Below are 25433 nucleotides of genomic sequence, written 5' to 3' on the forward strand. Positions count from 1 at the left end.
TTTCGTCTGCCGGAGCGCTTTATGTAAAATGAACAGAGACGTTCCCCTGTAAAACTACAGAGAAACGTCTCTTTGTTTATCACATTTAATCGCACATGATATGCAAAATCTCGCGGTCGGTCTCGCGCATACCTTCGCGGGCCAGTATGCCGATGTTGCGTATCGTCTCCTCAACGCCCTTCGTGACAAGGCCATCACCCGCGCGGAACTGCTGCCCGTTTTTGTACATGTGGTAGCCCAAAATGCCGGCATCCACAGCAGATGCAATTTTTGCCGCGCACGAGGCTTTTGCGCCGTCGCATACCATCCCGGAATCAATAGCAATGGAGTTGACGATTGTGTGCTCGATTTCTTTCAGTCCGCCGCCGTATAAGTACGCAATGCCCGCGCCGCAGCCGCAGCCTGCGCTCACAGCGCCGCAGTACGCGGAAAGCCGTCCAATGCCGGACTTCAGGTGGATCGTCACGAGGTCGGAGAGTGCCACCGCGCGAATCATTTTTTCATAGCCGACGTTCAATTCTTTTGCATACTCCACAACGGGCAGAGAAGCCGTCATTCCCTGATTGCCGCTGCCGGAAACGATGACGACCGGCAGGGAGCAGCCGTTCATACGCGCGTCGCTGCCCGCAGCCGCCATGGCTCTGGCGCGGATTTTCACATCATCGCCGTAGGTTTCGAGCAATACCTTGCCGATGTTCGCGCCCCAACTGCCCGATAAACCTTCTTTCGCAATGCGTGTGTTGTAGTCAATCTGCCGTTTTACGGGCGTTTCAATATCGCAAAGCTCTGCACACTCAACAAACTCAAGAATCGTCTTCACCGAAAACGCACTGCGGTCGCAAATGCCGCTGTCCGTGCTTTCCGCCGGAGTATCGGCACAGGTATCGAGCAATATTTCGCCGTCTTTTTCCGTATGCACAATATTCGTGTGGTGCCCCACAATACGCACGTTTGCCGTATGATGCTCACTTTTCACCGTAATGTCAATGTCGAAAATATAGGGAGAGTCCGAAAGCTTCACGGTGATCGGCGTGTGCTCCATATAAGCCTTGATCTCCGCCTGCTCTGCTTCGGTCGCCTTTGAGATAACCTCCAATAAAAGCTCGTCATGTCCTGCTATGATCCCCGCCGCAGCCGCCGCAGGGATGCCGCGCAGACCGCCGGTGTTCGGCACAAAAACGCTTTTCACGTTTTTGATGATATTGCCGCTCGCCGTGACGCAGACTTCACACGGCAGCTCGTTTAAAATGCGCCGTGCCGCTGCCGCCGCATAGGCAATGGCAATCGGCTCTGTGCAGCCCATGGCGGGCAGCAATTCTTCTTTTAAAACTTCAACGTATGCGGTATACAGGGTATCGGTTTTTTGCATGAGTAGGCTCCTAAAATCAGTTTTGGTTCAGCATCGGTAAAATGCGGGCAAATGAAGCGTCCGCAAGGTCGTCGGTCGAGTTGTAGTACAGCAAAAGACTTTCTGGGTCGTCCGGTATACGCAGATTTTCGGGAATATCAAAATTCACGCCCTTTATGTACTCGTCCCAGTGTTCCATTTTCCACGCGTCGCGGTCGGAAGAGCGCCTCATCATGCGCGCCTTGCACACAGCGGGGTCGGTTACGATCCAAATAACACACAGCTTTGCGCCATATTCACCGAGCTTCGCGCGCAAATTCTGAATGTACGCCGTGTCGCGAATTTCCCGCGTGAACGGCGCGTTGATGAGCACGGTGTCCGCATAACGCAGCGCCTCAAACGCAAGGTCCAAGATCGTCTCGTACTCGTAGTCGCGGATGTTCGCTTCAAAAAACGCAGAGCTGCGGTCATACGGTTTGCCCGCCACTTTGAAAATTTGCTTGGAAAGCGGGATCAGCGTGTCCTTGTCCAAATAAACAACATGATCCAGCGCCGTACACAGGCGTTTGGAAAGCCGGGTTTTGCCGCACGCAGGCGGTGAGGTCACAAGAATCAGCTTTTTCATGAGACAACCAACCTTTCGGATCAAAATAAGGGAAAAGGTGCGTATTCTGTTTACTGTAAAATTAAGTATAGCACGTAAAAGCCAAAATTGCACGAAAATTTTACTTTTCCGTCAATTTTTGCACAAGGTCCTTGAGTAAAACATCGCGGTGGATACTGTACACATAGCGCATAAAATGCCGCGTGTTCGAAGGTGTCCATGTGTCGTCATACTGGGGAATAGGGCTGTGCAGAAGCGTGTCGTCCATGAACTCGCCGTCCAAAAGCCACGCCACCGCCGTCACGTCCCAGATCACGCGCGACCATGTTTCCGCCTGCGCCCAGCGCCGTCCTTCTTCAATGGCATAGTGTGCCAAATAATCGCACAGCTCGTTTTTGCCGAGAAAGTAGTCTTTGAACTCCGGCTCGCTCACGGAGAAGCCGGAGACCACGCCTGCGCACGGCAGCTGTACAAGCGCCGCACCGCATCCGAAAACAATGCGTCCCGCCGCAATATCTTGATACATATTGAACTCGCGGTTGTCCGGCCAGTGCAGCGCGTTGCCGCCGAGCCATACAAGGACGATACGGTCGCGAATTTCCGGCTTCAAAAGCAAGGCGGAAGCCACATTCGTGATCGCGCCGATCGCAACGACATACAGCGGCTTTTCGGGTGTATAATCCATCGCGCGCTTTGCGAGGTCCTCCGCCGCAGGCGAAAGCACGGGCTTGTCCTCGTCCGTGAGATATGTTTCCGAGCCCTTAAACGTGACGGACTTTAAATCCTCGCGTTTTAAAAGCGTCAGCAGCTTTAGAATTTCGTCATAGCTTTTTTCCATGCCGTCCTTTGGCGATACGGATTTATCATTCAAAAACGGCGCGGCATACAGCGCTTTTACGTTCAACTTGTCGCTGTTTTTCATCATATACGAAAGCGCAAATTGGTCATCTAACTCGTTATACGTATCGGTGTCCAAAACCACGTCAATCTTACCTTTCGGTTTCGTTAGGCGGCGTAAAAGGCTTTCGGTGTTCGGTACTGTCCAGTTCATAAAAATTCCTCCCGTTTTGATGCGCATAGTTTATTATATAGTATAGCGGAAATTTAGCTTTGCGAAAAGTATAAACCGCAAATTTTCTGCCCATATTTTATACAAAAAATTAAATGAAATTTTGTGAAACGACGCAAATTTCAGGGAGGATAAATCTATGATGCGTAAAATCAAAACACTGTATAACAGAACGCTTCTTCTGCGCGCGATGGCGTGCGGGCTGATCTTAACGGTGCTTCTAAATTTAGCGGGCTTCTCCGCCCAGTGTGCCGCGCTGGAAGAGAACATCGTGCGGCTGCATGTTATTGCAAACTCGAACGACGAAGCGGATCAAGCCGTAAAGCTTCGCGTGCGCGATGCCGTGCTGCGGGAAGCCGAGCAGTGGTACGGCGATGCGGAAGATTTTGACACGGCCGTCACAGCGCTCTGCACGCACCTTGAAAGCCTTGAAGCGGCAGCAAATTCCGTCTTGAAAGCCGAAAACCTCCCGTACTGCGCCAAAGCGGAAGTTTGCGAAATGTACTTTCCGACCCGCACCTACGAGAGCTTCAAGCTGCCCGCCGGGCGTTACCGTACACTGCGCATTTCGCTCGGCAAGGCCGAGGGCAAAAACTGGTGGTGCGTTGTATTTCCGGCGCTGTGCATGCCCGGTGCAAGCGACCTATCCAACCTGCCTGATGATACCGATACACTCGTGCGTGAACCGGAAAGCTACGAAGTCAAATTCAAGGTGGCGGAAATTTTCTCACGTCTCCGCGAACTCTTTGACGCGTGAATGCACATGTGCTAAAATAACAATATAAGCTCTAAACAGAAAAAGGAGGAAGAAGAATGCTGGAGTTGATCCTCGGCCGCGCCGGCACGGGCAAAACGACGCTGCTGCGTAAACGCCTTGCGGAAAGCACTGCGCCGAAAACGATCTTGATCGTCCCGGAACAATATACGTTTGAATCCGAACACGCGCTGCTTATGGAATACGGTGCTGAAACCGCGAACCGTGTGCAGGTGTACAGCTTTACGCGCCTTGCGCAGGCGGCATTTTTGCAGTACGGCGGCGGTGCAGGCAAGCGTTTAACGGACGGCGGCAGGCGCATTTTGATGACCTTGGCGCTCGAAAACTGCGCCGACCAACTCACACTGTTTGAAAAAAGCGCCGATCGCATGACGGACGTTTTATTGAACACCGTCGGTGAAATGAAAATCTGCGGCATTGAGCCCGATATGCTCACAAAAACCGCCGAAGCCGTCACAGAAGACAGCCTTTCGCGCAAACTAAAAGAGATCGCGCTCATTTACGGTACATATGAAGCACTCGTCGCGCAGACGTATCTCGATCCGCTCGACGACCTGACGCGCCTTGATGACCTGCTGGCCGACCATCCGGATTTTTTCCGGAATGCTTATGTCGCCGTCGATGCGTTTGACGGCTTCACCGTGCAGGAGTACCGCGTTTTGCGCCACGCACTGCGCCATGCGGAAAAAGTCAGTGTTTCGCTGTGCTGCGACGATCTCGACACGAGCCGCAAAGACCTGTTTTCTACCGTGCGTCGCACCGCTTCGCGCCTGATGCGCCTTGCAAAGGAGAGCGGTACGGGCGTGTTTTCGCCTGTGTACTGTAAAACGCCGTATCGCTTTCAAAACGATGCACTTCGCGCCGTGGAAAGCACCTACGCCGGTCACGTACAGCAAGCAGATACCGCTGAAAACGTGTGTGTTTTCCGCGCGAGCTCTCCGTATGAGGAAGCGGACTTCACCGCGGCTAAAATCCGCAGCCTTGTTTTGCACGAGGGCTACCGCTACCGCGATATTTCCGTCATCTGCCGTGACGGCGAACGCTACACGCGGCTGTTTGCCGCCGCGCTGCGCCGCTGGGAAATTCCGGCGTTTCTTTCCGAAGCGCGCACGGTCGATGCCGAGCCGCTGATGCGCTTCGTGCTCTCCGCGTTTCAAATCGTTTCGGGCAGCCGCAAATGGCGTTCAGAAGATGTGCTTGCCATGCTGAAAACGGGCATTACAAGCTTTACGGCAGAAGAGCTCGCGCAGCTTGAAAACTACGTTTATACCTGGAAATTAAACGGCGCATCCGCTTGGTGCAGCCCTTTCACAAAACACCCGGACGGCTTCGGTAAGCCGATGGATGACACCGCGGCCGAGACACTGCGCACGCTGAACGCTCTGCGCGAGCGCGTCACCGCACCGCTTATAAAATTCTCCGAGCGCACCGCACACGCTTCCGGCGAGCAGATCTCCGAAGCCGTTTATAAGTTTCTCATCGATTTTGATTTGGAGCAAAGCTTCCCGATATTTTGCCGCACGCTCGAAAATGCCGGGCGCGATGACCTTTCCGCCGCTCAAATGCGCATTTGGGATTTGCTCATGGAAGTACTCGACCAAATGGCAGGCGTGCTCGGTGAACAGATCATCACGGGGGAAAAATACGGAAGGCTCTTAAAGGAGATCGTCAGCGGCGAGGATGTTTCGGACATCCCGCAGAGCATGGACAGCATCACATTCGGCACCGCAGACCGCATCCGTCAGTCCGCGCCGCGCGCCGTGTTCCTGCTCGGCGCCGTGCAAGGTGAGTTCCCGCTCATTCCGTCCGTAAACGGTGTGTTCAGCGAGCCGGAGCGCCGCACGCTCCTTGCACTCGAGCTGCCCGTCTCCGATGTGCTCGAAGACCGCATGCTACAGGAAAAGTACCTCGCCTACGCCGCGCTGTGCGGCGCTTCGGAGAAGCTGTATCTTACGTATCCCGTCAGTGTAGGGCAGGAGGCAAAATCGCCCGGTGAGCTCATCAGCGCAGTCGAGCTGGCGCTGCCGAATTTAAAAATTACGCAAAACCTGCCGCCGGAGTTTTTCGCAAACGCACCGGAAGCCGCGTTTTCGCAAACGGCGTCGCTTTTCAACGAAAACTCGACCGTCTCCGAGACATTAAAAAGTGTTTTTCGCGAAAAGCCGGAGTTCGCCGGACGTTTGCAGGTCCTCGGCGGCACAGACCGCATGGCTTCGGCTCGCCTTGCGCCGGAGACCGCAAACGATTACTTTGGCGGCGGGCATTATTTTTCCGCAAGCCAAATCGAAGTTTACCACCAGTGTCGCTTTAAATACTTCTGCCGCTACGGCCTCGGCGCAAAGGAGCGCCGCCCGGCAGAGATCGATGCGCTGGAATACGGCAGTCTGATGCACTATCTTTTCGAGCAGATTCTCGGCAGTGCGAAAGACATTCAAGCGCTGCACCTTTATGTAGACGACTTAAAAGTGCGCGTACACACGAGCATCATGGACTATGTGCGCGAAAATATGGGCGGCTATGATGCTCTTTCGCCGCGCGAAAAATACCGCTTGTACCGCATGGAGCAAACGGCCGTAAAGCTTATCGCCCACATGTCGGAAGAAATGATGCACAGCCTGTTCCGCCCGGAGCATTTCGAGCTGGAGCTCAAAAACGGCACACCGTACCCACCGCTGCGCATCCCAACGAAAAACGGGCTCGTCACGGTCGGCGGCATCATCGACCGTGTGGATTTGTATAAAGATGAAAACGGTACGACCTATGTGCGCGTCGTCGATTATAAAACCGGCCGCAAAGAGTTTAAGCTCGCCGATGTTCTGTACGGCATGAGCTTGCAAATGCTTATTTACCTCGCGGCGCTCGCGCAGAATAAAGATCTGCACCCGGCGGGCATTTTGTACATGCCGGCGTTCATTGCAAGTGTGACCTCGGACGGCACGGAAAGCGCCGAAAAGCTAAAGCAGGAAGTGGAAAAAAACCTGCGCATGAACGGCCTGCTTTTAAAGGACAACGAAATTTTGAATGCCATGGAAATGGGTCTGAACGGTCGATTTATTCCTGTTTATCTCACCAAAACAAGAAAACTCAGCGGTACGGCTTCCGCTTTAAATGAGCCGGAGTTGCAGATCGTCCTGCGCTACGTGGAGCGTCTCATCGCAACAATGGCGGAGGAGCTTTCTGCCGGTGAGATCATGGCAAAACCGCTGATGCAGAACATCAACGCCTGCGCGTGGTGCCCGTATACGTCCGTCTGCGGCTCCGAGCACGCTGCGGACGATGCCGAAAAGAACAGCATGAAAAACGACGAAGCGCTCGCGCGCATGGAAAATGACTTAGAGAAAGGGAGTGGGGAAAATGCCGAATTGGACTGACGCACAGCTCGACGCCATCAAAGCGCGGCGCGGTACGGTTCTAGTCTCCGCCGCTGCGGGTTCCGGCAAGACCGCGGTGCTCGTGGAGCGCGTTATCGAGCGCCTGACGGATCCGGAGCATCCTACGGATGCCGACCGTCTGCTCGTCGTGACCTTCACAAAAGCCGCCGCAGCCGAAATGCGCGACCGCATCGAAAAGCGACTTTTGGCACTCATGAAGGAGCAGCCGGAAAACACCCGCTTGCGCCGCCAACAGCTTTTATTGCAGCAGGCGCACATTTGTACGGTGGACAGCTTCTGTTCGGACATTGTGCGCGAATTTTTCTACCTGCTCGGTATCTCGCCCGATTTCTCCATCATCACCGATAAGCAACAGGAAGAGCTGATGACCGAATCGCTCGACGAAGTACTGACCGAGTGGTACAAAGACGAAAACTTTAGGACAGACCTCGCAGATGTGCTCGGCGGCGACAAAAACGACGCCCGCCTTTCCGCCGCAATCCTCAAAATGTACGAATACACGCGCAGCCATCCGTTTCCGGACAAATGGATGCGCGACATTCAAAAAGCCATGACAGATGTCACGCAGTCCCCGGTCAAAACACCGTGGGGCGAGGTCGTCCGGCAGCATATCATGGAGGTCTATGACTTCGCAATCAAACTTTCCCACAGTGCATACCGCCTTGCGGCAGAAGACCCGGACCTTGAAAAAGCGTACTGCACGGCACTCGGCGCGGATATCGATAAGCTTTCGGAAAAGCTGCAGGCAATGGAAGACCCTGAAACCTGCCGCTTTTCCGACTTGACCGTCACGTTCGATAAGCTCGGTTCTTTCAGAGGAGAAGACCCGCGTGCCGATCGCATCAAGGCCATGCGCGATATGGTAAAAAAGGAAATCGGCAAACTGCAAAAGCTTGCAGGCGACGCGGAAGACCAGAAATTCACGGAAGAAATCGCCGCCACGACCGGCACGGTCGTCTATCTGTTTCTGGCCGTGCAGTCGTTCGAGAAAACATACAGCGCGAAAAAGCGTGAGAAAAACGTGCTCGATTTCAGTGATCTTGAGCACATGGCCTTGCAGCTGTTTTTAACGGAGCAGGAAGACGGTACATTTCGGCGCACAGAGACTGCAAAGCTCGTTTCCGAGCGCTTCGACGAAATCATGACGGACGAATATCAGGACACGAATGACGTGCAGGATTATCTTTTTGAATCCATTTCCCAAAACAGCGCGAACCGCTTTATGGTGGGCGACGTAAAGCAGAGTATTTACAGCTTCCGTCAGGCAATGCCGGATATTTTCATCCGTTATAAAGATAAATTTCCGCGCTATGACCGCGAAAAGGACGCATATCCGGCATCTATCGTGTTAGACCGCAACTTCCGTTCGCGCAAAACCGTGACGGAAAGCGTCAACTTCGTTTTTACGCAGCTTATGTCCCGCACATGCGGCGGCATCGATTATGTCGGCGATGAAAAGCTTGCAGCGGGCGCGCAGTACCCCGAAAAATCGGATTGCGAAACGCGCGTGGAGTTTTTGGAAGACATCGACGGCGTGGGCGCAGAGGTGCTGGAGCCGCAGCGTATCGCAAAAATCATCTGCGAGCTGATGGAAAGCGGCTTCACCGTCACGGAAAACGGTCAGGAGCGTCCCATAGAATATCGCGATTTCTGCATTTTGCTGCGCAGCTCCAATAAATATGCACCTGTCTATGCAGAAAATCTGCGCAATGCGGGCATTCCCACGTGGGCGGCTGTCACGGGCGGCTTTTTCGCCGCGGCGGAGGTCTCGCTCATCTTGGCATTTTTAAACGTCATCGATAACCCGGATCAAGACATTCCGCTGCTCTCCGTTTTGATGAGCCCCATTTACGGCTTCACAGCGGAAGATATGGCGCAACTGCGCCGCGAGTGCGGGGGAGAGACGTTGTACGTTTCGCTTCTGCGCGCCGAAAACGAGCGCTGTGTACGTGTGCGCGATGAGCTGACGCGTTTCCGAGCGCTCGCTTCCACCATGCCTGCGGACAGCTTTATCAATATGCTGTGCACCGAAACCGGTTACGAGAACATCGTGCGCGCCATGCCCGGCGGAGAAAGCCGCCTTGCAAACATTCGCCTGCTGGAAAAATACGCGGCAGAATACGAAGCCTACGGGTACAGCGGCGTTTCCGGCTTCGTGCGCTTTGCGGAGCGCCTGAAAAAGAATCGATCCGATATGGAAAGCGCCAATGTCGTCTCGGAAAACGCCAACGTCGTGCGCATCATGAGCATTCACAAATCGAAGGGCTTGGAGTTTCCCGTGTGCATCATCGCGGGTTGCGGCCGGAAATTCGTGAATGATACGGACGACCTGCGCATGCACCCACAGCTCGGTGTCGGCATGCGCCTTACAGACCCCGAGACCGGCGTGCGCCGCACCGCGTTCATCCGCGAGGCCATCGGCCTTGCAACGGCGGAAAGCGCTTCCGCAGAGGAGCTGCGCGTGTTCTACGTCGCGATGACCCGTGCCAAAGAGAAGCTCATTCTGCTTTCCACCGTGAAAAATATCGATACAAACCTGCAAAAGCTTGCGGCACAGATCACCGAGGAGGAGACCGTGCCGCCGTACACTGTCAGCAACGCTTCCGGCATTTCGGAGTGGCTGATGCTCTGTGCGCTGCGGCACCCGAACGGAAATGACCTGCGCCGCCGCATCGAAGCGGATGACGACATCATTTTGCGCACACACTACACGCCGTGGGATATTCGCGTCGTGTACAGTGAACCGCAGATTTTATCCGACCTGCCGAAAGCCGAAGCGCCCGCACCGGTCGATGAAGCGCTCAAGACGCGCATCGAAAGGGATATTTCGTTCGTGTATCCCTACGCCGCACAGACAAAGCTTGCAACGAAGGTCGCGGCCTCCGCGCTTGCGGCAGAACAAGCCGAAACGGAAGCCACACTTTCACGCCCGGCGTTTTTGAGCGCCAAGGGACTGACGCCCGCAGAGCGCGGCACGGCGCTGCACAACTTCATGCAGTTTGCGGATTTTTCCGCCGCTTCAAAAGACCCCGAAGCGGAGCTCAAACGCCTTATCGAGCAAAGCTATCTCACCGAAGCGCAGGCAAACGCCGTCGATCTTACCCGTGTGGAAAAGTTCTTTACCGGCCCGCTCGGACAGCGCGTTTTACATGCCGACCGCGTTTATAAAGAGCAGCAGTTCATCGTTTCCATTCCCGCAGGACTCACGGATAAAACACTCAGCGGGGAAGATGCCGCGCAGCCGATGATCCTGCAGGGCGCAGTGGACTGCATGTTTGAAGAAAACGGTTCGCTTTATATTCTTGACTTTAAGACCGATCGGTGCTACAATAAACAGGAATTGTGGGAACGATACGGCCCGCAGCTCACGCTCTACAAAGAAGCGATGACCCGCGTCATGAATAAAGAAGTGAAAGACACCGTGCTTTACTCTTTTTATATGAACGCCCCTGTTTATGCACCGGGAAAAGAATAAAATTATTTTTAGGCCCCGTTTACCTATTGACAGATTGCGCTCTTTGTGGTAATATAATATTTGGAAAACAAAGCGGAGCTATGGCTCACACCCGTGCAGTACCGTCTGACACAGGTCAATATCGAGAAGAATCACGATAAATTCGTGTGTTTGATTGAGTTGATTTGCGGGCAGAGGTTCTCTGCCCGCTGTTTTATTGCCGGCTTCGCGAAAACAAGTTATCGCACGCGTGATGGAGGTGCTTAACCATTAGCAAACAGGAACTGCAGATAAACGAAGAGATCCGCGATAAAGAGATCCGTGTGATCGGCGCAGACGGCGCACAGCTCGGCATTATGTCGGCCCGTGACGCTTTAAACCTTGCGGCTGAGAAAAATCTTGACCTCGTAAAGATTGCCCCGCAGGCCACGCCGCCCGTATGCAAAATCATCGATTACGGTAAATACCGTTTCGAACAGGCAAAGCGTGAAAAAGAAGCGAAAAAGAACCAGCGCGTAGTTGAAATCAAAGAGATCCGTTTGTCTCTCAACATTGATACCCACGACTTCGAGACGAAAAGAAATCATGCGATCCGTTTCCTCAACGACGGAAACAAGGTCAAGGTTTCCATCCGTTTCCGCGGCAGAGAGATGGGTCATCCGGAACTGGGTGCAGACATCATGAAGCGTTTCGCAGAATCGCTCGCTGACACGGCAAACGTCGATAAGCCCGCGAAGCTCGAAGGGCGCAACATGCTGATGTTCCTTGCCCCCAAGCCCGTTAAGTAACAATTTCAAGGAGGACTATAAAATGCCGAAGCTCAAAACACACAGCGGTGCTAAGAAGCGCCTGAAGATTTCCAAGAAGGGTAAAGTTATCCGTGGCCACGCTTACATGAGCCACCTTCTGAACGGCCATGGCAAGACTGCTAAGTCCAAGCGCCATGCACGCGGCACGACCGTTACGGATAAGACCAGCGTAAAGGCTGTTAAGAAGATGCTCCCCTACGCATAAGTGAACAGGGCAGCTCAAGTTTAAGTAAAGCATAATCGGAGGTTTTTATAAATGGCTAGAGTTAAGGGTGCGCTCGCTACGCGCAAGAGAAGAAAAAAGGTTCTGAAGCTTGCTAAGGGCTATTGGGGTTCCAAGAGCAGACACTTTAAGATGGCTAAGCAGGCTGTCATGAAGTCCGGCAACTATGCTTACATCGGCAGAAAGCAGAAGAAGAGAGATTTCCGCCGTCTGTGGATCTCCAGAATCAACGCGGCTTGCCGTGCTAACGGCACCACCTATTCCGCATTTATGAACGGTCTTAAGAAGGCTGGCATCACGCTCAACAGAAAGATGCTTTCCGAGATCGCCATCGCGGACGAAGCAGCTTTCAAGGCGCTTGTCGAGAAGGCAAAGGCTTCTGTATAATTAAGCTATCCGTGCGTCCGGAATTCTTCCGGGCGCACATTTTTTAGGGTGATAGTTGCAAACGTAAGTGTATTTCTTTGTGCAAAATCGCCTTTGCGGAAATTTCCCGTGTGCCGTAAAATACAGTGCACAGGATTTCTGTTTATTATCGGTAAAAAGGAGTGTGTACCGTGCCAATCGAAAAAATCACCAGCCGTAAAAGCAGCGTCGTTAAAAATGCCGCCGCACTTTTGCAGAAAGCGGAAAACAGAAGTGAAGCAGGCCTTTTCATGGCCGAGGGTGCACGCCTTTGCGCCGATGCCGCAAGGAGCCAAACGGAGATTGCCGCGTGCTTCTTTACGGAAAACGCCGCTAAAAAATACAAAGATTATTTAGATCCGGTTTTAAAGCAGACAGAGCACGCATACTGCATAGAGGAGCACATCGCGCCCATGCTGTCCGATACAAAGAACCCGCAAGGCATTTTCTGCGTGTGTCGCATGCCGAAGCGCCGTGCGGACGGCCTGCCTGTTTCCGCAGAGTCGGATACACGCCCGTGCCGTCATGTGCTTGTTATGGAAAATATTCAGGACCCGTCCAACATGGGTAACGTGCTGCGCACAGCGGAAGCGCTCGGTGTGCGGCATTTGGCGCTTGTGGGTACCTGCTGCGACGTATACGCTCCGAAAGTGCTGCGCGGCAGCATGGGCGCGGTGTTCCGCCTCGGCATCCGCCGCTTTGAGACGGCAGAGGATTGCCTGAAAGTGTTACATGCCGAGAATATCACGTCACTTGCCGCCGTGCCGGACAGCGACGCTACGCCCATCACGACCATTCCGTTTGAAACGGGAAACTGGGCGGTGTGGATCGGCAACGAGGGCAACGGTCTCACAAATGAAGCCATCGAGCATTGTCATGACCGCGTGACGATCCCCATGCGCGGCAGAGCGGAATCGTTCAACGCCTCCACCGCAGCCGCCATTGTGCTGTGGGAAATGGAGCGCAACGGGGCAGGAGGCACAAGCTATGGATAACCGCGTATACTGGATCTGGCTGCAAAACGCGTTTGGCGCAGGCAGTCCGAAGCCTGTGCAACTCGTGCGCCGCATAGGCAGTGCCGAAAAGCTGTATCAGGGCGGCACACGACTGTGGAGCTCCTTTTCGTTCGTTTCGGATAAAGAGCTTGCCGCGCTCAATGCCTACGGCGCGGAACAGGCCGCCGCAGCGCTCGAGTATTATTTGAAGCTCGGTCAAAAGGTCATCACGCCCGATGACGAAGACTACCCTGTATTGCTGAAAGAAATCTACAATCCGCCCGCCGTTTTATATGTGCAAGGTGATTTGAGCATCCTTTCCGATGCCGTTTCTATCAGCATTGTGGGCACGCGGAAAGCCAGTCAAAACGGGCTCAATGCCGCAAGAGAGATCGCCTACGGGCTTGCGCTCAAAAACGCCGTTGTTATCAGCGGCGGCGCGCTCGGCATTGATTCCGAGGCACACAAGGGTGCACTGAACGGCCGCGGCAAGACAATCGCAATTTTGCCGTGCGGGCTCGAATATCCGTATCTTATGGACAACGCCATTTTGCGCCGCGAGATCGTCGATTTCGGCGGTGCACTTGTCACGGAATATCCCATGCACACGCCTGTGCAGCGCGGCGCGTTTCAGGTGCGCAACCGGCTGATCTCCGGCATGGCGCACGGCGTGCTCATTGCGGAAGCGCCAAAAAAGAGCGGTGCACTCATCACCGCAAAGTATGCTTTAGAGCAGAATCGCGAGGTTTTCGTATTCATTGGCGAAGACGAGAAAGCGTTTTCCGGCTGTATCGCACTGGAAGAGGACGGTGCAGCGCGCATTTACACTGCAGAGGATGTTTTAAAGCCGTTTGCTTCCCGCCGCAGACAGGAGCGTATAGAACAGCTTGCCCGCACAGCGGAAAATATCTCCCATGTCTCCCGCGTTCGCCCGAAGATTGCGTCGCTTTCCGATGCAGAAAAGGAGCCCGAAATAGCAGAGAAGAAGCCTGCCGAGCCGATCCCTGCGCCCGAAAACAACCTTTTGCAAAACGTTTCTGAAGATGCAAAAACCGTTTACGCCGTACTGAACGATACCCCCAAGCACGCTTCCGAGCTGGAGCTTGAACTGGGCATGCCCACGGGGAAAATTTTGGCGGCACTCACGGAGCTCGAGCTTTTCGGCCTCATTAAAACTTATCCCGGCCAGAGGTTTACAAAGGCGTAAAAGTACGCTATACTAAGGTGTATTTGAAAAATCGAAAGCTTGTCCGTTTCGCATTTTCTTTGTTTTCAAATGCACCTAATACATGATTCTTCCACTCGCACATTCGCTGTGCGGTTTAAATAGATACAGAATAGGAGATAGAAAACCATGTCGAAACTCGTTATCGTTGAGTCGCCTGCCAAGGCGAAAACGATCAAGAAATATCTGGGCGGCGACTATGAAGTCATCGCTTCCATGGGCCATGTGCGCGATCTGCCGAAGGCGCGCCTGTGCGTGGACGTGAAAAACGATTTCAAGCCGAAATATGCCATCATCAAGGGAAAGGAGAAGCTTGTTTCCGAACTGAAGGAAGCGGCCGAAGAGGCCGATACCGTGTATCTCGCGACCGACCCCGACCGCGAAGGCGAAGCAATCTCCTGGCACCTTGCGTATATCCTCGGCCTTGACGAGGATTACCACAACCGTGTCACGTTCAACGAGATTACGAAAACCGGCATCACGGAGGGCATGGCGCACCCGCGTTCCATCGACCAGAACCTTGTGAACGCCCAGCAGGCGCGCCGCATTCTCGACCGCCTTGTGGGCTATTCGCTCAGCCCGTTCCTCGCAAAAACGATTCGCCGCGGTCTTTCCGCAGGCCGTGTGCAGTCTGTTGCACTGCGCATCATCGTGGACCGCGAGGAAGAGATCCGCAAGTTTAAGCCCGAAGAATACTGGTCTATCGATGCACGCCTGACCGCTGAGGGTTCCCGCAGCATTTTCGGCGCATCGTTCTACGGCGATAAAAACGGCGAGATTAAAATCACGAACAAAGAGCAGTCCGATAAAATCCTTGCCGACCTCGAATCCGCCGCGTTCATGGTGGAGTCCGTCAAAAAAGGCAAGAAGAACAAGCAGCCTGCACCGCCGTTCATCACATCCACCTTGCAGCAGGAAGCTTCGCGCAAGCTGGGCTTTCAGGCGAAGCGCACGATGAAAGCCGCGCAGGAGCTTTACGAAGGCGTGGACATTGAGGGCATGGGTGCCGTGGGTCTCATCACTTATATGCGTACCGACTCTCTGCGCATTTCCGAAGACGCCGTGCAGGAGGCTGTGCAGTTCATCGGCGAGCGCTGGGGCAAGCAGTATTTGCCTTCTAAGCCACGCCATTATAAGGCGCGTGCCAACGCACAGGACGGTCACGAGGCCATTCGCCCCACCTCTGTCGCACTCACACCGAAGGACGTGGAATCTTCCCTTACAAAAGACCAGTACAAGCTTTATAAGCTCATTTGGGAGCGCTTTGTCGCGTGCCAGATGGCTAACTGTGTTTTGAACACCACGCAGGCGGTCATCACCGCAGGCGATTATATTTTTAAAGCAAGCGGCTACAACGTCGCGTTTGACGGCTACACTGTGCTCTACGAAGAGGGCCGCGACGTGGAAGAAGAAAAGGGCAAAGACCTGCCGAAGCTTGAAGCAGGCATGTCCCTGAAAGTCCGCGACCTCAAGGGTACGCAGCACTTTACACAGCCGCCCGCACGCTTTACTGAAGCCTCGCTCATCAAGACGCTGGAGGAAAACGGCATCGGCCGCCCGTCCACGTATGCTGCGACCATCACAACCATCACGAGCCGCGAATACGTCACGCGCGAAGGTAAGTCCTTTAAGCCCACCGAGCTCGGCGAAGTCATTACAAAGCTGATGAAAGAGCGTTTCCCGGACATTGTGAATATCAAGTTCACCGCCGCCGTTGAAAAAGAGCTTGACGAAGTACAGAGCGGTCAGGAAGACTGGGTGCACACGCTGCACGACTTCTATGACGACTTTGAGAAGACGCTCAAAAAGGCGAAGACCGAAATGGACGGCGTGAAGATTCAGCTTGAAGAAGACAAGACCGACCTTGTCTGCCCGAACTGCGGCAAGCCGATGGTCGTCAAATTCGGCCGCTACGGCAAGTTTATCGCCTGCTCCGGCTACCCGGAGTGCAAGACCGTGCAGAAAATCGTCAACGATACGGGTGCAAAGTGCCCGAAGTGCGGCGGCAAGATCATCGAGAAAAAATCGAAGCGCGGCCGTGTGTTCTACGGCTGCGACAACTACCCGAAGTGCGATTTCGTCTCTTGGGACGCGCCGTCCGACAAGACCTGCCCGGTCTGCGGTAAGGTGCTCTTAAAGAAAAAAGACAAAGCCCAGACGCTCTACTGCGTAACGCCGGGCTGCACTTACACGTTCAATAAGGACGACGCGGGGGAGAAAGATGGAGAATAAGCAGACCGTCACCGTCATCGGCGCGGGTCTTGCCGGCTCCGAAGCGGCGTGGCAGATTGCGCAGGCGGGGTATCCTGTGCGCCTTTTCGAGATGAAGCCACAGAAGTTTTCGCCCGCGCATAAAAGCGCCGGGTTTGCGGAGCTCATCTGCTCGAATTCTTTGAAGGCTGCGCGCATCGACAGCGCCGCCGGGCTTTTGAAAGAGGAAATGCGCCGCATGGATTCTCTGCTCGTTGCCTGTGCGGATAAAACCGCCGTGCCCGCAGGCGGCGCGCTCGCCGTTGACCGCGACCGCTTTTCAGAGCTCGTCACAAAAGCGATCACGGAGCATCCGAACATCGAAGTGATGCACGGCGAAGTGACGGAAATTCCCGCAGAGGGCGTGACCGTTATTGCAAGCGGCCCGCTGACGAGCGACACGCTTGCCGAACAGATCACGAACTTATGCGGCGGTGCGCTCAGCTTTTTCGATGCCGCCGCACCGATCGTCACGCGTGAAAGCCTTGATATGGAGCACTGCTTCACGGCCTCCCGCTACGATAAGGGCGACGACGATTACATCAACTGCCCGATGAACAAAGAGGAGTACGATGCGTTTTATGAAGCGCTTATCACCGCGGAGCGCGCGCCCATTCACGATTTTGACGTGATGAACCCGAAGGTCTACGAGGGCTGCATGCCCATTGAAGTCATGGCACAGCGCGGACACGATACGATTCGCTTCGGCCCGTTGAAGCCGGTCGGCTTACGCGACCCCCGCACGGGTCACCGCCCGTGGGCCGTGGTGCAGCTGCGCACCGAAAACGCAGAAAAAACGCTGTTCAATCTTGTAGGATTCCAGACAAACTTGAAATTTCCCGAGCAAAAGCGCGTGTTCGGTATGATTCCCGGCCTGAAAAACGCCGAGTACATGCGCTACGGCGTGATGCACCGCAACACGTTCCTCGATTCGCCGAAGCTTTTGAACGCGGATTTCTCCATGCGCACGCGCCCGGAGCTGTTCTTTGCGGGGCAGATGACCGGCGTGGAGGGCTATATGGAATCGGCGTCGTCCGGCTTGCTTGCGGGACGCAACGCCGTGCGCCGTTTAGAGGGCAAAGCGCCGCTCATTTTGCCCATCACTACCATGATGGGCTCACTTGCAGAGCACGCCGCGCACAGTCCCTCGAAAGATTTCCAGCCGATGGGTGCGAACTTCGGCATTCTGCCCGTCATTGAGCCGCACATTCGTGACAAAAAAGAGCGCTACGCCGCGCTTTCCGCTCGCGCGCTCGAAGACCTTGCCGAAACACTGAAAAACGCATAAGGGACGAACGATAGAAAACCCCCGACAAGCTGAAGCACATTTCAGATGTCGAGGGTTTTTCGCTGTATTTTCAGATTTTACTCGCCGATAAACGCGTGGTGCTTACGCAGCAATGCTTGAATTTTCTTCACGTCCGTTTCCGGGAAATCGGTGTGTTCCTGCGCGGCAACGGCAGCCGCAACACCGGTGGCTTCACCCGTGCTGCAACACGTGGGCATAATACGGAATGATGCCTGTGCCTCGTGACTGCCGGAAATGCAGCGGCCGGCTGCAAGCAGGTTTTTGATGTTCTTCGGCATCAGGCTTCGATAGGGAATGGTGTAATACGTGCCCTCTTTGAAGTAATAATGGCTCGTGCCGGTGCCCTCCGGGTTGTGAATGTCAATATCATAGTTACACGCCGCAATACCGTCTTCAAAATGTACGCAATCCTTGAGATCCGTGACCGTCAGCGTGTACACACCGTCGATCATACGGCTTTCGCGCACGCCGATCTCCGGGGCGGAGGACAGCAGCGTGCTGTTTTCAAACCCCTCGCAGTTTTCTTTGAGGAACGTGTAAAGCTCGAACATTTGGCGGCGGGCTTCGCGCTCGGCAAAGCTTAAGTCATAAAGATCGAACGGCGATCGCTTCACAATGCGCGTAGAGTTGAGGTGCAGTACGCCGTCTGCGACATATTTGAATTTCAGCACGTCTTCGCGCGGGTTTTTGATTTTGCCGTCCTCACGGAATTTTCTGTAAAGCGCGTTGATCTTCTCCGTGTTTTTGAACGCGAGGTCAACGTCTACGCCGGACATGCGGAAGCACAGCGTCATCGGCTGACAAAGATTGTCTTCCTCGCGGCCAATGCGGTACGGTGCACCGGCACATGCCGTCAGATCGGCGTCGCCCGTGGCATCGATGAAATAGTCGGCCTCAAAGGTCACTTCGCCGCCCTTGCCCAGGATTGTCACGGACATAATGCGGTCACAGTCGCGCTCGGCACGCAGCAGGTAGGCGTGGAACAGCACATCTACGCCGCTCTCTTCGGTCATTTCATCGAAGACGAGCTTTAAAACTTCTTCGCTGAACGTCACGCGGTTCGTCATCAGTCCGCCCTTTTTCTCGAGGCGATCCAGAATCTCGGTAAAAATACCGTCGGAAAGCAGCGTCGTTTTGCCGTCGATTTTCGTTGTGTAGCCCATAAAGGGGTTGACGTAGCAATTTCCGGCTGCACCGCCGAGAAATCCGCTTTTCTCCAAAAGCAGCACCTTTGCGCCTTCCCTTGCAGCGGAGACCGCTGCTGCGGTACCGGCAAAACCGCCGCCGACTACGATCACATCATATTTCATGTTAAACTCCTCCGTTGTGTTTTAGTGAAAATACGCGCCGTTTTCGCGCAGTGTTTCTCTCAATTTATCTGTATCGACCGCATGTACGTCGCCGTTTGCATTTGCAGCAAACGCGGCTGTCACACCTGCGGCTTCGCCCATTGTGAGGCACACGGGCATCACACGCACAGAGCCCTGAATGCGCTTATCACACGAAATGGAACGCCCGGAGACGATCACGTTTTTCACGCCCTGCGGCAGCAAAGCGCGGTAGGGAATGCCGTGCGACTCGCCCGGGCCGTAGCGGGCATCACGCTTTTCACCGTCGATCTTGCCGACGGCTGCAAGCTTCGCTTCCTCGAGCGTATAGTGCACGTCGAGATAATAGCTGTTGCGGCAGATCTCGTCCGGAAAATCGGCTTTCGTAACGTAATCCTCCACGGTCAGCTTGTAATCGCCGGCGATGCGTCGGCTTTCGCGCACGCCCATCACGGGCGCAGTGGCAACAAGGTACGCGTTGCCGAAGGCCTCCGGGAAATAAGTTGCGAGGGCATCGCGGTACTGTTTTGCAATGCGTCTGCCGCGCATCATCACTTCAGAGACTGATTTCGGGTCGGTAGAATCAAGTCCGAACAAGTGCCCGGCGTTGAAGCCGACCGTATTCGGGCCGATGATGTTGTTGCACAGGTGCGTGTCTAAGATTTCCGGGAAACGGTCGTCGTTCGGCAGCAGGTGTGTAAAGCTTTTTTTGTTGTTTGGGTGTATGCCGCCATTTCTGTGCCCGTATTTCGGGTGATATAAGTAGGCATACAAGTCTACATTGGACAAAATAAAACACAAGGTGGAGGGCATCGGCTCGCCGTCTTCTTCAAACTCGTACCTTGCACCCGCCCATACGGCAAGGTCGCCGTCACCGGTGCAGTCGATATACGTTTTGGCGCTGTATGCCGTGAGCCCGGCTTTGTTCGCCGTTACAATGGCGTGCACTTCGCCGTTTTCGGCATCCACGTCGCAGAGAAATGTGTTGAACAGCACCGTAACGCCGTATTCCTGCATCAGGTCGTCATAGATGCGTTTCAGCCCCTCCGGGTCAATCGGCACCCAGTCAACGTCGGTCGGTGCCACGTGCGGAGAAAGTGCCTTCGAGCGCTCGAAAACGGTCTCGGCAAGACCGCGGTAAATGAGTCTCTCTTTATCCGAAAACGGACACCATGCGGGGACTAATCCGGAAGTGCCCATGCCGCCGAGCGAGCCGGTTGCTTCCAGTAAAAGCGTTTTTGCGCCGGTGCGCGCCGCTGCGGCCGCCGCCGTGCAGCCCGAGGGGCCGCCGCCGACCACGATCACGTCGTAATCGGTATTGAGCGGAATGGAACGGGATCTAAGGGTATACATGTTGAACCTCTTTTCATCTTTAAATCAGGCAGATAAACGCTGCGCTGCTTTAAATATAACGAAGACAAGCGAAAAAAACAAGAGGTGAATATGCAGTGCGTAGCATTTTAGTAAAAATCGATATAAAGCATCAATTTTGCTCTGCGCCGCCGATGGGGCGCTCCGCGTGGATCTGCGGGGAATCGGTGCGGGAATAGGGGACGCGGATCGTCACCGTGGTGCCGATCAGAATGGCGGAATCAATCTCAAACATAAAATCATCATCGTAATAAATGCGCAGGCGCTCCAAAATATTGCCGATGCCGTAGCCGCCGCGCTTAGTGTTTACGACGGGCTTATCCTTTTTGGCAAGGATCTCTGTCAGCTTGCCTTTATCCATACCGATGCCGTTATCCTGTATGCGGATCTGCACATAGCTGCCGATGCGCTCGGCGGAAAGGCAGATGACACCTGCGCGGTCATCGAGCTCATATAAGCCGTGAAACAGGCTGTTTTCCACGATCGGCTGCAAAATGAGCTTCATGATGGGGTAATCTGCAATAGACGGATCGATTTTCGTGATGAGCTCCACCGTGCGGCCGCGGCTCAGGTTCGTCAGCTCCACAAACAGTCGCACGTGCTCCGCCTCGTCACTGAGCGGCAGGAAATCGCTGCCGTTGCTGAGACTGAGGCGGTAAAAACGCGCAAGCTTCACAACGATGTCCACCGTCTCCATATCGCCGTTTGCGGTCGCTTTCCAAGAGATTAGATCGAGTGTATTATAGAGAAAATGCGGGTTGATCTGGGCCTGCAGGGCGCGCAGCTCCATGTCCTTCAGGTTTTTGCCGAGGTTATACCGCTCGTCAATCAGTACGCTGATGCGCCGCACCATGAAATTGAAGCTGTTTTGCAGCTCGCCGATCTCATCATCGCTGTCCACGATACAACTTACATTTAAATCGCCGTTTTCTACACGCTGCACCTGCTTTGCAAGCGTTTTGATACGCCGCGTGCTGTATTTTGCGTAGACATAGGAGAGAATGAACGCGATTACGCTGATGATGATGGTCAGCACAATCATTTGATTGCGTAGATCTTTGACGGGAGAAAGCAGGTTATTCATGGAAGCGACCGTGAATATGCGGCAGCCGTCGAAAACGGGCGCGGAAAGACCGAACACCGATTCGCCCTGCGTCTGCACACCGGAAAATGAACCCGTTTCTTTTTGAAGCTCATGAATATCAGCCGCAAGCTCTTCATCGGAAAGCGTCAGAGAGCTGTCCGCACCGCAAATGATATTGAGGTTTTCGTCTACAAGATAGGCCGCGCTCGGTTCGGTGTAGTTGCCATGGCGCAGCATGTTTAATACATCGCTTTTCAAAATATCCACGCGCACCGCACCGAGGACCGTGTTGATATCCTTGCGACTGCGAATGAGCGTGACAACGGACAGAACCTCCTGCGGCTTCGACAGCGGCTGACGAAATGTGCTCGGCGGCAAAAACGCCCGCATGCCGTGTTCGGCCAAAAGCCGTTTATACCAATCCGCATCGGAAATTTCGCTTAACGGATACGTAATGTAGTGACTGCGGCTATACCGAAACGAATCGCTGATATAAAGCCGGATTTGATATACGCCGTACAGCGTGCGTGTGGATTCAATTGTTTTGTACAACGCATTTATGTCATCGTATTCTTCGCTGAAGCTGATGTTGCTATCTTGCTTTTCCAACACCTCATGCACATCCGAAAGCTGCGCCACGGAGGAGGATATGGTCGCAAGGCGGTTAAGCTCAGATTCAAGCTCATTTTCCGTCTGCTGTAAGTAAAGCCCTGTGATTTCCATCGATTGCTTTTCGATGATCTTTGTGCTCTGGTAGGTGGCGAACATTGTGTGGGCAATGATGGGAATAAAAATGAGAAGAAAGTACGACGCAAAGAGCTTTACGTGTATAGAACAGTTTTTATACCGCAGCGCAAGGTAGGAGAAAGGGTTCATCATCATTCGCCCTCCGTGCCGGAAAAGGAGATGCTGCCGTATTTGTTGCGGTACGCACGCGGGCTTTCGCCGAAATACTTCGTGAACAAACGCGTGAAGTAGTTCTGGTTCGCGTAGCCGAGCGCATCGGCGATCTCGCCGAACTTCATATTCGTCTCGCACACAAACTTCCGGGCTTTTTTCATTTTGGTATCCAGAATAAACTGGTTCAGTGTGCGCTTGGTGTTCTTTTTATAAAGGTAGCAAAGGTAGTTCGGCGTTACGAAAACGCGCTGAGCGATCTCACGAATGGAGAGTTCCTTATCGTAATTTTGCGTGATATACTGCTCCACTTCGAGCACGATGCGACTTTTGTTATCGAGGTTCGAGATGCTGTCGATGTGCTTTTGCAGCTGTGCGAGCAGATAATCGTGCACGACGGAAAGGCTCGGCGCAAAGTGAATGAACTCCGAAATATACTGGCTGCCGTCCTGCTCGTTCTGCTTGCCCTGACGGCTGAGCCAATATGCAATGGACGCGAGCGCCTCGCGAATCTGCGGAATATCCTGCTCGCGGCAGGCGGAAAGTGAATCAATATAGCTGTTAAGGAAATTTGTAGCTTGCGTGAAATCGTTTGCCAAAATGCGGTCGTACAGCTCGCGCTGCATATCCTGCGAGGGCACAAACGGCTTTTGGCTCAAATCTCTGTAAAAGATTACGCGCCCGTAGCCGAGCAGGAACGCGGCGCGCACCGCTGCGCGGGCTTCGTCATATGCTTCGCGCAGATATTTGAAATCCGTGCACAAATTGCTCACGCCGACGACCACATCGGCCTGACCGCTGTCGAGCGTGGTGAAGAACGGGCTGAGCTTCACCTCCGCCGTTTTGCGGTTTAAAAAGTCCTGCGAAACATTCGCGTGCAGAATGTAGCCCTTACCCGCGCAGGACATCACAAATTTACCATCGAACATGCGCGCCGCGACCGTTTGGAACGCCAAGTAGTGGCGAGAAGCCAAAAGCAGATCGTCGAGCTGATTGTCGTACGCGCGGTCTGCTATGTGCTCGCCCGCCGTATTCATCTGCACAATGACAGTCACGAGCGGCGCATGCAGATCCAGCGGCAGATCAGACGGGATCTCGTTTTCGCTGCACTGCAAAAGGGAAAGCGCAAGATCGGCTTCGTTCTGCGGCAGATGCACTTTCTTATTCATACACTTCTTTTTGGCTTTTTCCACGGCGCCGATGAGCTCGTGCAGTTGCAACGGCTTATAGAGGTAATCCACGGCTTCGAGCTTGATGGCGTTTTTGAGGTATTCTTTATCGGAATAGCCGCTGAAGAAAATGACCTGCAGAGATGGGTGAGAGGGCAGCACCTCATTGATGAGTGCAATGCCGTCAAGCTTCGGCATACGGATGTCACAAATGATGATATCCGGGTCCGTATCGTGGATGAGCACCATGGCCTCCAACCCGTCTGCCGCTTCACCCACGATGCGCACGTCCATCACTTCCCAGTTTACGGAAGCGCGTATGCCCTGGCGCGTCATCTCGGAATCGTCCACAACGATCATTTTATACATTCCAAATCCTCCCCAAAGAATCGACCGGGGCATTTCCCCAATGTCGAAAACAAGCACAAAATAAAAACCTTTGTGCGTATGGCTTGCTACATTGTCATCATTATAACAGAATTTACGGCAAATTTCCAGAATTGCGGCATAAATAGTAGGATTTTTTAGAAGAAGTCACGGAAATCAACGATAAATTAGCACACAACTACGATTTTTGATATAATTCAAAATATTCCGTTCCAAATGTATCGAAAGGGACTCCTTTTTCCTGTGCGATTTTGCACGAAACAGAAATAAACACGCGGTAAATAATGACAAAAAACAGGAAGAAAATTCATTCCTTTTTGCTGCATTTTGCTGTAAAATGGGTTCATCAACCGAAGGAAAAGAATTTGGGGCCTTCGGGGAGGAAAGGACGGATACGCAAAAATGAAAAGGAAGGGTGGGGCACGCAAGTATTTGCAGCAAAACTTCGATCTATATCTGCTGCTGCTTCCGGCGCTCATTTACGTTTTCATCTTTCATCTGCTGCCGATGGTTGGCATTCTCATCGCATTCAAAGACTACAACATGTTTCAGGTACCGGGTGATCCGTTCCGTTCCATTTTGGAAAGCCCGTGGGCCGGCTTCAAGTATTTTGAGCAGGTGTTCAAAAAGTCTGAGTTCCAGCAGGCTTTTGCGAATACACTCATCATCAGCCTGTATAAGATTATCTTCACGTTCCCGCTGCCGATTATCTTCGCCGTGTTCTTAAACGAAGTGCGCAGCACGAAATTCCAAAAGGGCTTGCAGCTCATCGTTTATTTGCCGCACTTCCTTTCCTGGGTCGTCATCTACGGCATTTTCGTTTCGTTCCTCGGTTCTACAGGCGTCATCAACTCTGTTATCACATCACTTGGGTTCGAGCCGGTCAGCTTTCTGATGGATAGCGGTAAGTTCCGCGGCATCCTCGTCATTGCGGACGCGTGGAAGGAGATCGGCTGGAGCTCCATCATTTACTTCGCTGCCATTGCAGGCCTTGATCAGGAGTGTTTTGAAGCGGCGGACGTGGACGGCGCGACGCGCATACAGAAGATCTGGTACATTACGCTGCCGAGCCTGCTGCCGACCATCGTTTTGATGCTCATCATCCGCGTCGGCAACATCATGAACGCCGGCTTTGATCAGATCTTCGTGTTCTACAACCCGACCGTATACGATGTGGCGGACATTATCGGCACATACGTTTACCGTATGGGTCTCGGCAAGTTAGAGTTCAGCACCGGCACCGCCGTGGGCCTCTTCAACTCCGTGATTTCCATGATCCTCGTTCACTCTTCAAACTTTATTGCCAGAAAAGCAACAGGAAAGGGGATTTGGTAACGCC

At 53.6% G+C, this 25433-nt stretch carries 18 protein-coding genes; 11 read left to right on the forward strand and 7 right to left on the reverse strand.

The window, feature by feature from the left end; genetic code table 11:
* Nucleotides 1-85 precede the first annotated feature (85 nt).
* The 3 genes from ACLTX1_RS04495 to ACLTX1_RS04505 form a co-directional block, all read right to left on the reverse strand.
* A complete protein-coding gene (locus ACLTX1_RS04495; RefSeq protein WP_308448427.1) occupies nt 86-1369 on the reverse strand; it encodes a serine dehydratase subunit alpha family protein in 1284 nt (427 codons plus the stop codon).
* A 16-nt stretch (nt 1370-1385) separates the two neighbouring features.
* On the reverse strand, nt 1386-1973 hold the full coding sequence (locus tag ACLTX1_RS04500) for an ATP-binding protein (RefSeq protein ID WP_308448426.1): 588 nt from the start codon (nt 1971-1973) through the stop codon (nt 1386-1388).
* Between the two features lie 100 nt (nt 1974-2073).
* Entirely contained in the window at nt 2074-3003 is a 930-nt protein-coding gene (locus ACLTX1_RS04505; protein ID WP_308448425.1) for a nucleoside hydrolase, read from the reverse strand.
* A 157-nt stretch (nt 3004-3160) separates the two neighbouring features.
* On the opposite strand from ACLTX1_RS04505, the gene ACLTX1_RS04510 reads away from it, so the two are divergent.
* The 10 genes from ACLTX1_RS04510 to trmFO all read left to right on the forward strand — a co-directional run bounded on the left by ACLTX1_RS04510 (nt 3161) and on the right by trmFO (nt 17837).
* Entirely contained in the window at nt 3161-3778 is a 618-nt protein-coding gene (locus ACLTX1_RS04510) for a stage II sporulation protein R (protein ID WP_343284426.1), read from the forward strand.
* Nucleotides 3779-3834: 56 nt separating this feature from the next.
* Nucleotides 3835-7167: a PD-(D/E)XK nuclease family protein gene (locus tag ACLTX1_RS04515; RefSeq protein WP_412330527.1), complete on the forward strand. Its 3333-nt coding sequence runs from the start codon at nt 3835-3837 to the stop codon at nt 7165-7167.
* The gene (gene addA / locus ACLTX1_RS04520) at nt 7151-10663 is read left to right on the forward strand and encodes a helicase-exonuclease AddAB subunit AddA (RefSeq protein WP_412330528.1); all 3513 of its coding nucleotides are present in this window, start codon (nt 7151-7153) and stop codon (nt 10661-10663) included. Before ACLTX1_RS04515 ends, addA begins: the two co-directional genes overlap by 17 nt.
* Nucleotides 10664-10911: 248 nt before the next feature.
* Complete coding sequence (infC, locus tag ACLTX1_RS04525) at nt 10912-11430, forward strand: translation initiation factor IF-3 (protein WP_176820262.1); 519 nt, start codon at nt 10912-10914, stop codon at nt 11428-11430.
* A gap of 22 nt (nt 11431-11452) precedes the next feature.
* Nucleotides 11453-11656 (forward strand): 50S ribosomal protein L35, encoded by a 204-nt coding sequence (gene rpmI, locus ACLTX1_RS04530; protein ID WP_176820222.1) that lies wholly within the window; start codon nt 11453-11455, stop codon nt 11654-11656.
* A 51-nt stretch (nt 11657-11707) separates the two neighbouring features.
* A complete protein-coding gene (gene rplT / locus ACLTX1_RS04535; protein WP_176820221.1) occupies nt 11708-12061 on the forward strand; it encodes a 50S ribosomal protein L20 in 354 nt (117 codons plus the stop codon).
* Between the two features lie 170 nt (nt 12062-12231).
* The gene (locus tag ACLTX1_RS04540; RefSeq protein WP_308448421.1) at nt 12232-13074 is read left to right on the forward strand and encodes an RNA methyltransferase; all 843 of its coding nucleotides are present in this window, start codon (nt 12232-12234) and stop codon (nt 13072-13074) included.
* On the forward strand, nt 13067-14281 hold the full coding sequence (gene dprA / locus ACLTX1_RS04545) for a DNA-processing protein DprA (RefSeq protein WP_308448420.1): 1215 nt from the start codon (nt 13067-13069) through the stop codon (nt 14279-14281). The genes ACLTX1_RS04540 and dprA overlap by 8 nt, the downstream gene beginning before the upstream one ends.
* 147 nt (nt 14282-14428) lie before the next feature.
* Nucleotides 14429-16531 carry a type I DNA topoisomerase gene (gene topA / locus ACLTX1_RS04550; protein ID WP_176820218.1) on the forward strand — a complete coding sequence of 701 codons (2103 nt, stop codon included), beginning with the start codon at nt 14429-14431 and terminating at the stop codon, nt 16529-16531.
* Nucleotides 16521-17837, forward strand: a complete 1317-nt coding sequence (gene trmFO / locus ACLTX1_RS04555; RefSeq protein WP_308448419.1) for a methylenetetrahydrofolate--tRNA-(uracil(54)-C(5))-methyltransferase (FADH(2)-oxidizing) TrmFO — start codon at nt 16521-16523, stop codon at nt 17835-17837. The genes topA and trmFO overlap by 11 nt, the downstream gene beginning before the upstream one ends.
* 77 nt (nt 17838-17914) lie before the next feature.
* On the opposite strand, the gene ACLTX1_RS04560 is transcribed toward trmFO, so the two are convergent.
* The 4 genes from ACLTX1_RS04560 to ACLTX1_RS04575 all read right to left on the reverse strand — a co-directional run bounded on the left by ACLTX1_RS04560 (nt 17915) and on the right by ACLTX1_RS04575 (nt 24076).
* Nucleotides 17915-19168, reverse strand: coding sequence for an FAD-dependent oxidoreductase (locus ACLTX1_RS04560; protein WP_308448418.1), 1254 nt, complete (start codon nt 19166-19168; stop codon nt 17915-17917).
* A gap of 21 nt (nt 19169-19189) precedes the next feature.
* A complete protein-coding gene (locus ACLTX1_RS04565; RefSeq protein ID WP_412330529.1) occupies nt 19190-20539 on the reverse strand; it encodes an FAD-dependent oxidoreductase in 1350 nt (449 codons plus the stop codon).
* Between the two features lie 130 nt (nt 20540-20669).
* Nucleotides 20670-22523 carry a sensor histidine kinase gene (locus tag ACLTX1_RS04570; RefSeq protein ID WP_412330530.1) on the reverse strand — a complete coding sequence of 618 codons (1854 nt, stop codon included), beginning with the start codon at nt 22521-22523 and terminating at the stop codon, nt 20670-20672.
* Complete coding sequence (locus tag ACLTX1_RS04575) at nt 22520-24076, reverse strand: response regulator (RefSeq protein ID WP_308448415.1); 1557 nt, start codon at nt 24074-24076, stop codon at nt 22520-22522. Before ACLTX1_RS04575 ends, ACLTX1_RS04570 begins: the two co-directional genes overlap by 4 nt.
* 420 nt (nt 24077-24496) lie before the next feature.
* Between ACLTX1_RS04575 and ACLTX1_RS04580 the strand changes: the two genes are divergently transcribed.
* Nucleotides 24497-25429, forward strand: a complete 933-nt coding sequence (locus ACLTX1_RS04580; RefSeq protein WP_308448414.1) for an ABC transporter permease — start codon at nt 24497-24499, stop codon at nt 25427-25429.
* The last annotated feature ends 4 nt before the right edge of the window (nt 25430-25433 follow it).

Source organism: Hominenteromicrobium sp. (genome assembly GCF_046974225.1).
Lineage (GTDB): Bacteria > Bacillota > Clostridia > Oscillospirales > Acutalibacteraceae > Hominenteromicrobium > Hominenteromicrobium mulieris.

Excerpts from the sequence above, each read along its gene's own strand:
- ACLTX1_RS04560 (WP_308448418.1), bottom strand. The coding sequence starts at position 19,168 with ATGAAATATGATGTGATCGTAGTCGGCGGCGGTTTTGCCGGTACCGCA.
- ACLTX1_RS04565 (WP_412330529.1), bottom strand. The coding sequence starts at position 20,539 with ATGTATACCCTTAGATCCCGTTCCATTCCGCTCAATACCGATTACGAC.
- dprA (WP_308448420.1), top strand. The coding sequence starts at position 13,067 with ATGGATAACCGCGTATACTGGATCTGGCTGCAAAACGCGTTTGGCGCA.
- addA (WP_412330528.1), top strand. The coding sequence starts at position 7,151 with ATGCCGAATTGGACTGACGCACAGCTCGACGCCATCAAAGCGCGGCGC.
- trmFO (WP_308448419.1), top strand. The coding sequence starts at position 16,521 with ATGGAGAATAAGCAGACCGTCACCGTCATCGGCGCGGGTCTTGCCGGC.
- topA (WP_176820218.1), top strand. The coding sequence starts at position 14,429 with ATGTCGAAACTCGTTATCGTTGAGTCGCCTGCCAAGGCGAAAACGATC.
- ACLTX1_RS04515 (WP_412330527.1), top strand. The coding sequence starts at position 3,835 with ATGCTGGAGTTGATCCTCGGCCGCGCCGGCACGGGCAAAACGACGCTG.
- rpmI (WP_176820222.1), top strand. The coding sequence starts at position 11,453 with ATGCCGAAGCTCAAAACACACAGCGGTGCTAAGAAGCGCCTGAAGATT.
- ACLTX1_RS04570 (WP_412330530.1), bottom strand. The coding sequence starts at position 22,523 with ATGATGATGAACCCTTTCTCCTACCTTGCGCTGCGGTATAAAAACTGT.
- ACLTX1_RS04580 (WP_308448414.1), top strand. The coding sequence starts at position 24,497 with ATGAAAAGGAAGGGTGGGGCACGCAAGTATTTGCAGCAAAACTTCGAT.
- rplT (WP_176820221.1), top strand. The coding sequence starts at position 11,708 with ATGGCTAGAGTTAAGGGTGCGCTCGCTACGCGCAAGAGAAGAAAAAAG.
- ACLTX1_RS04505 (WP_308448425.1), bottom strand. The coding sequence starts at position 3,003 with ATGAACTGGACAGTACCGAACACCGAAAGCCTTTTACGCCGCCTAACG.
- ACLTX1_RS04575 (WP_308448415.1), bottom strand. The coding sequence starts at position 24,076 with ATGTATAAAATGATCGTTGTGGACGATTCCGAGATGACGCGCCAGGGC.
- ACLTX1_RS04495 (WP_308448427.1), bottom strand. The coding sequence starts at position 1,369 with ATGCAAAAAACCGATACCCTGTATACCGCATACGTTGAAGTTTTAAAA.
- ACLTX1_RS04500 (WP_308448426.1), bottom strand. The coding sequence starts at position 1,973 with ATGAAAAAGCTGATTCTTGTGACCTCACCGCCTGCGTGCGGCAAAACC.
- ACLTX1_RS04510 (WP_343284426.1), top strand. The coding sequence starts at position 3,161 with ATGATGCGTAAAATCAAAACACTGTATAACAGAACGCTTCTTCTGCGC.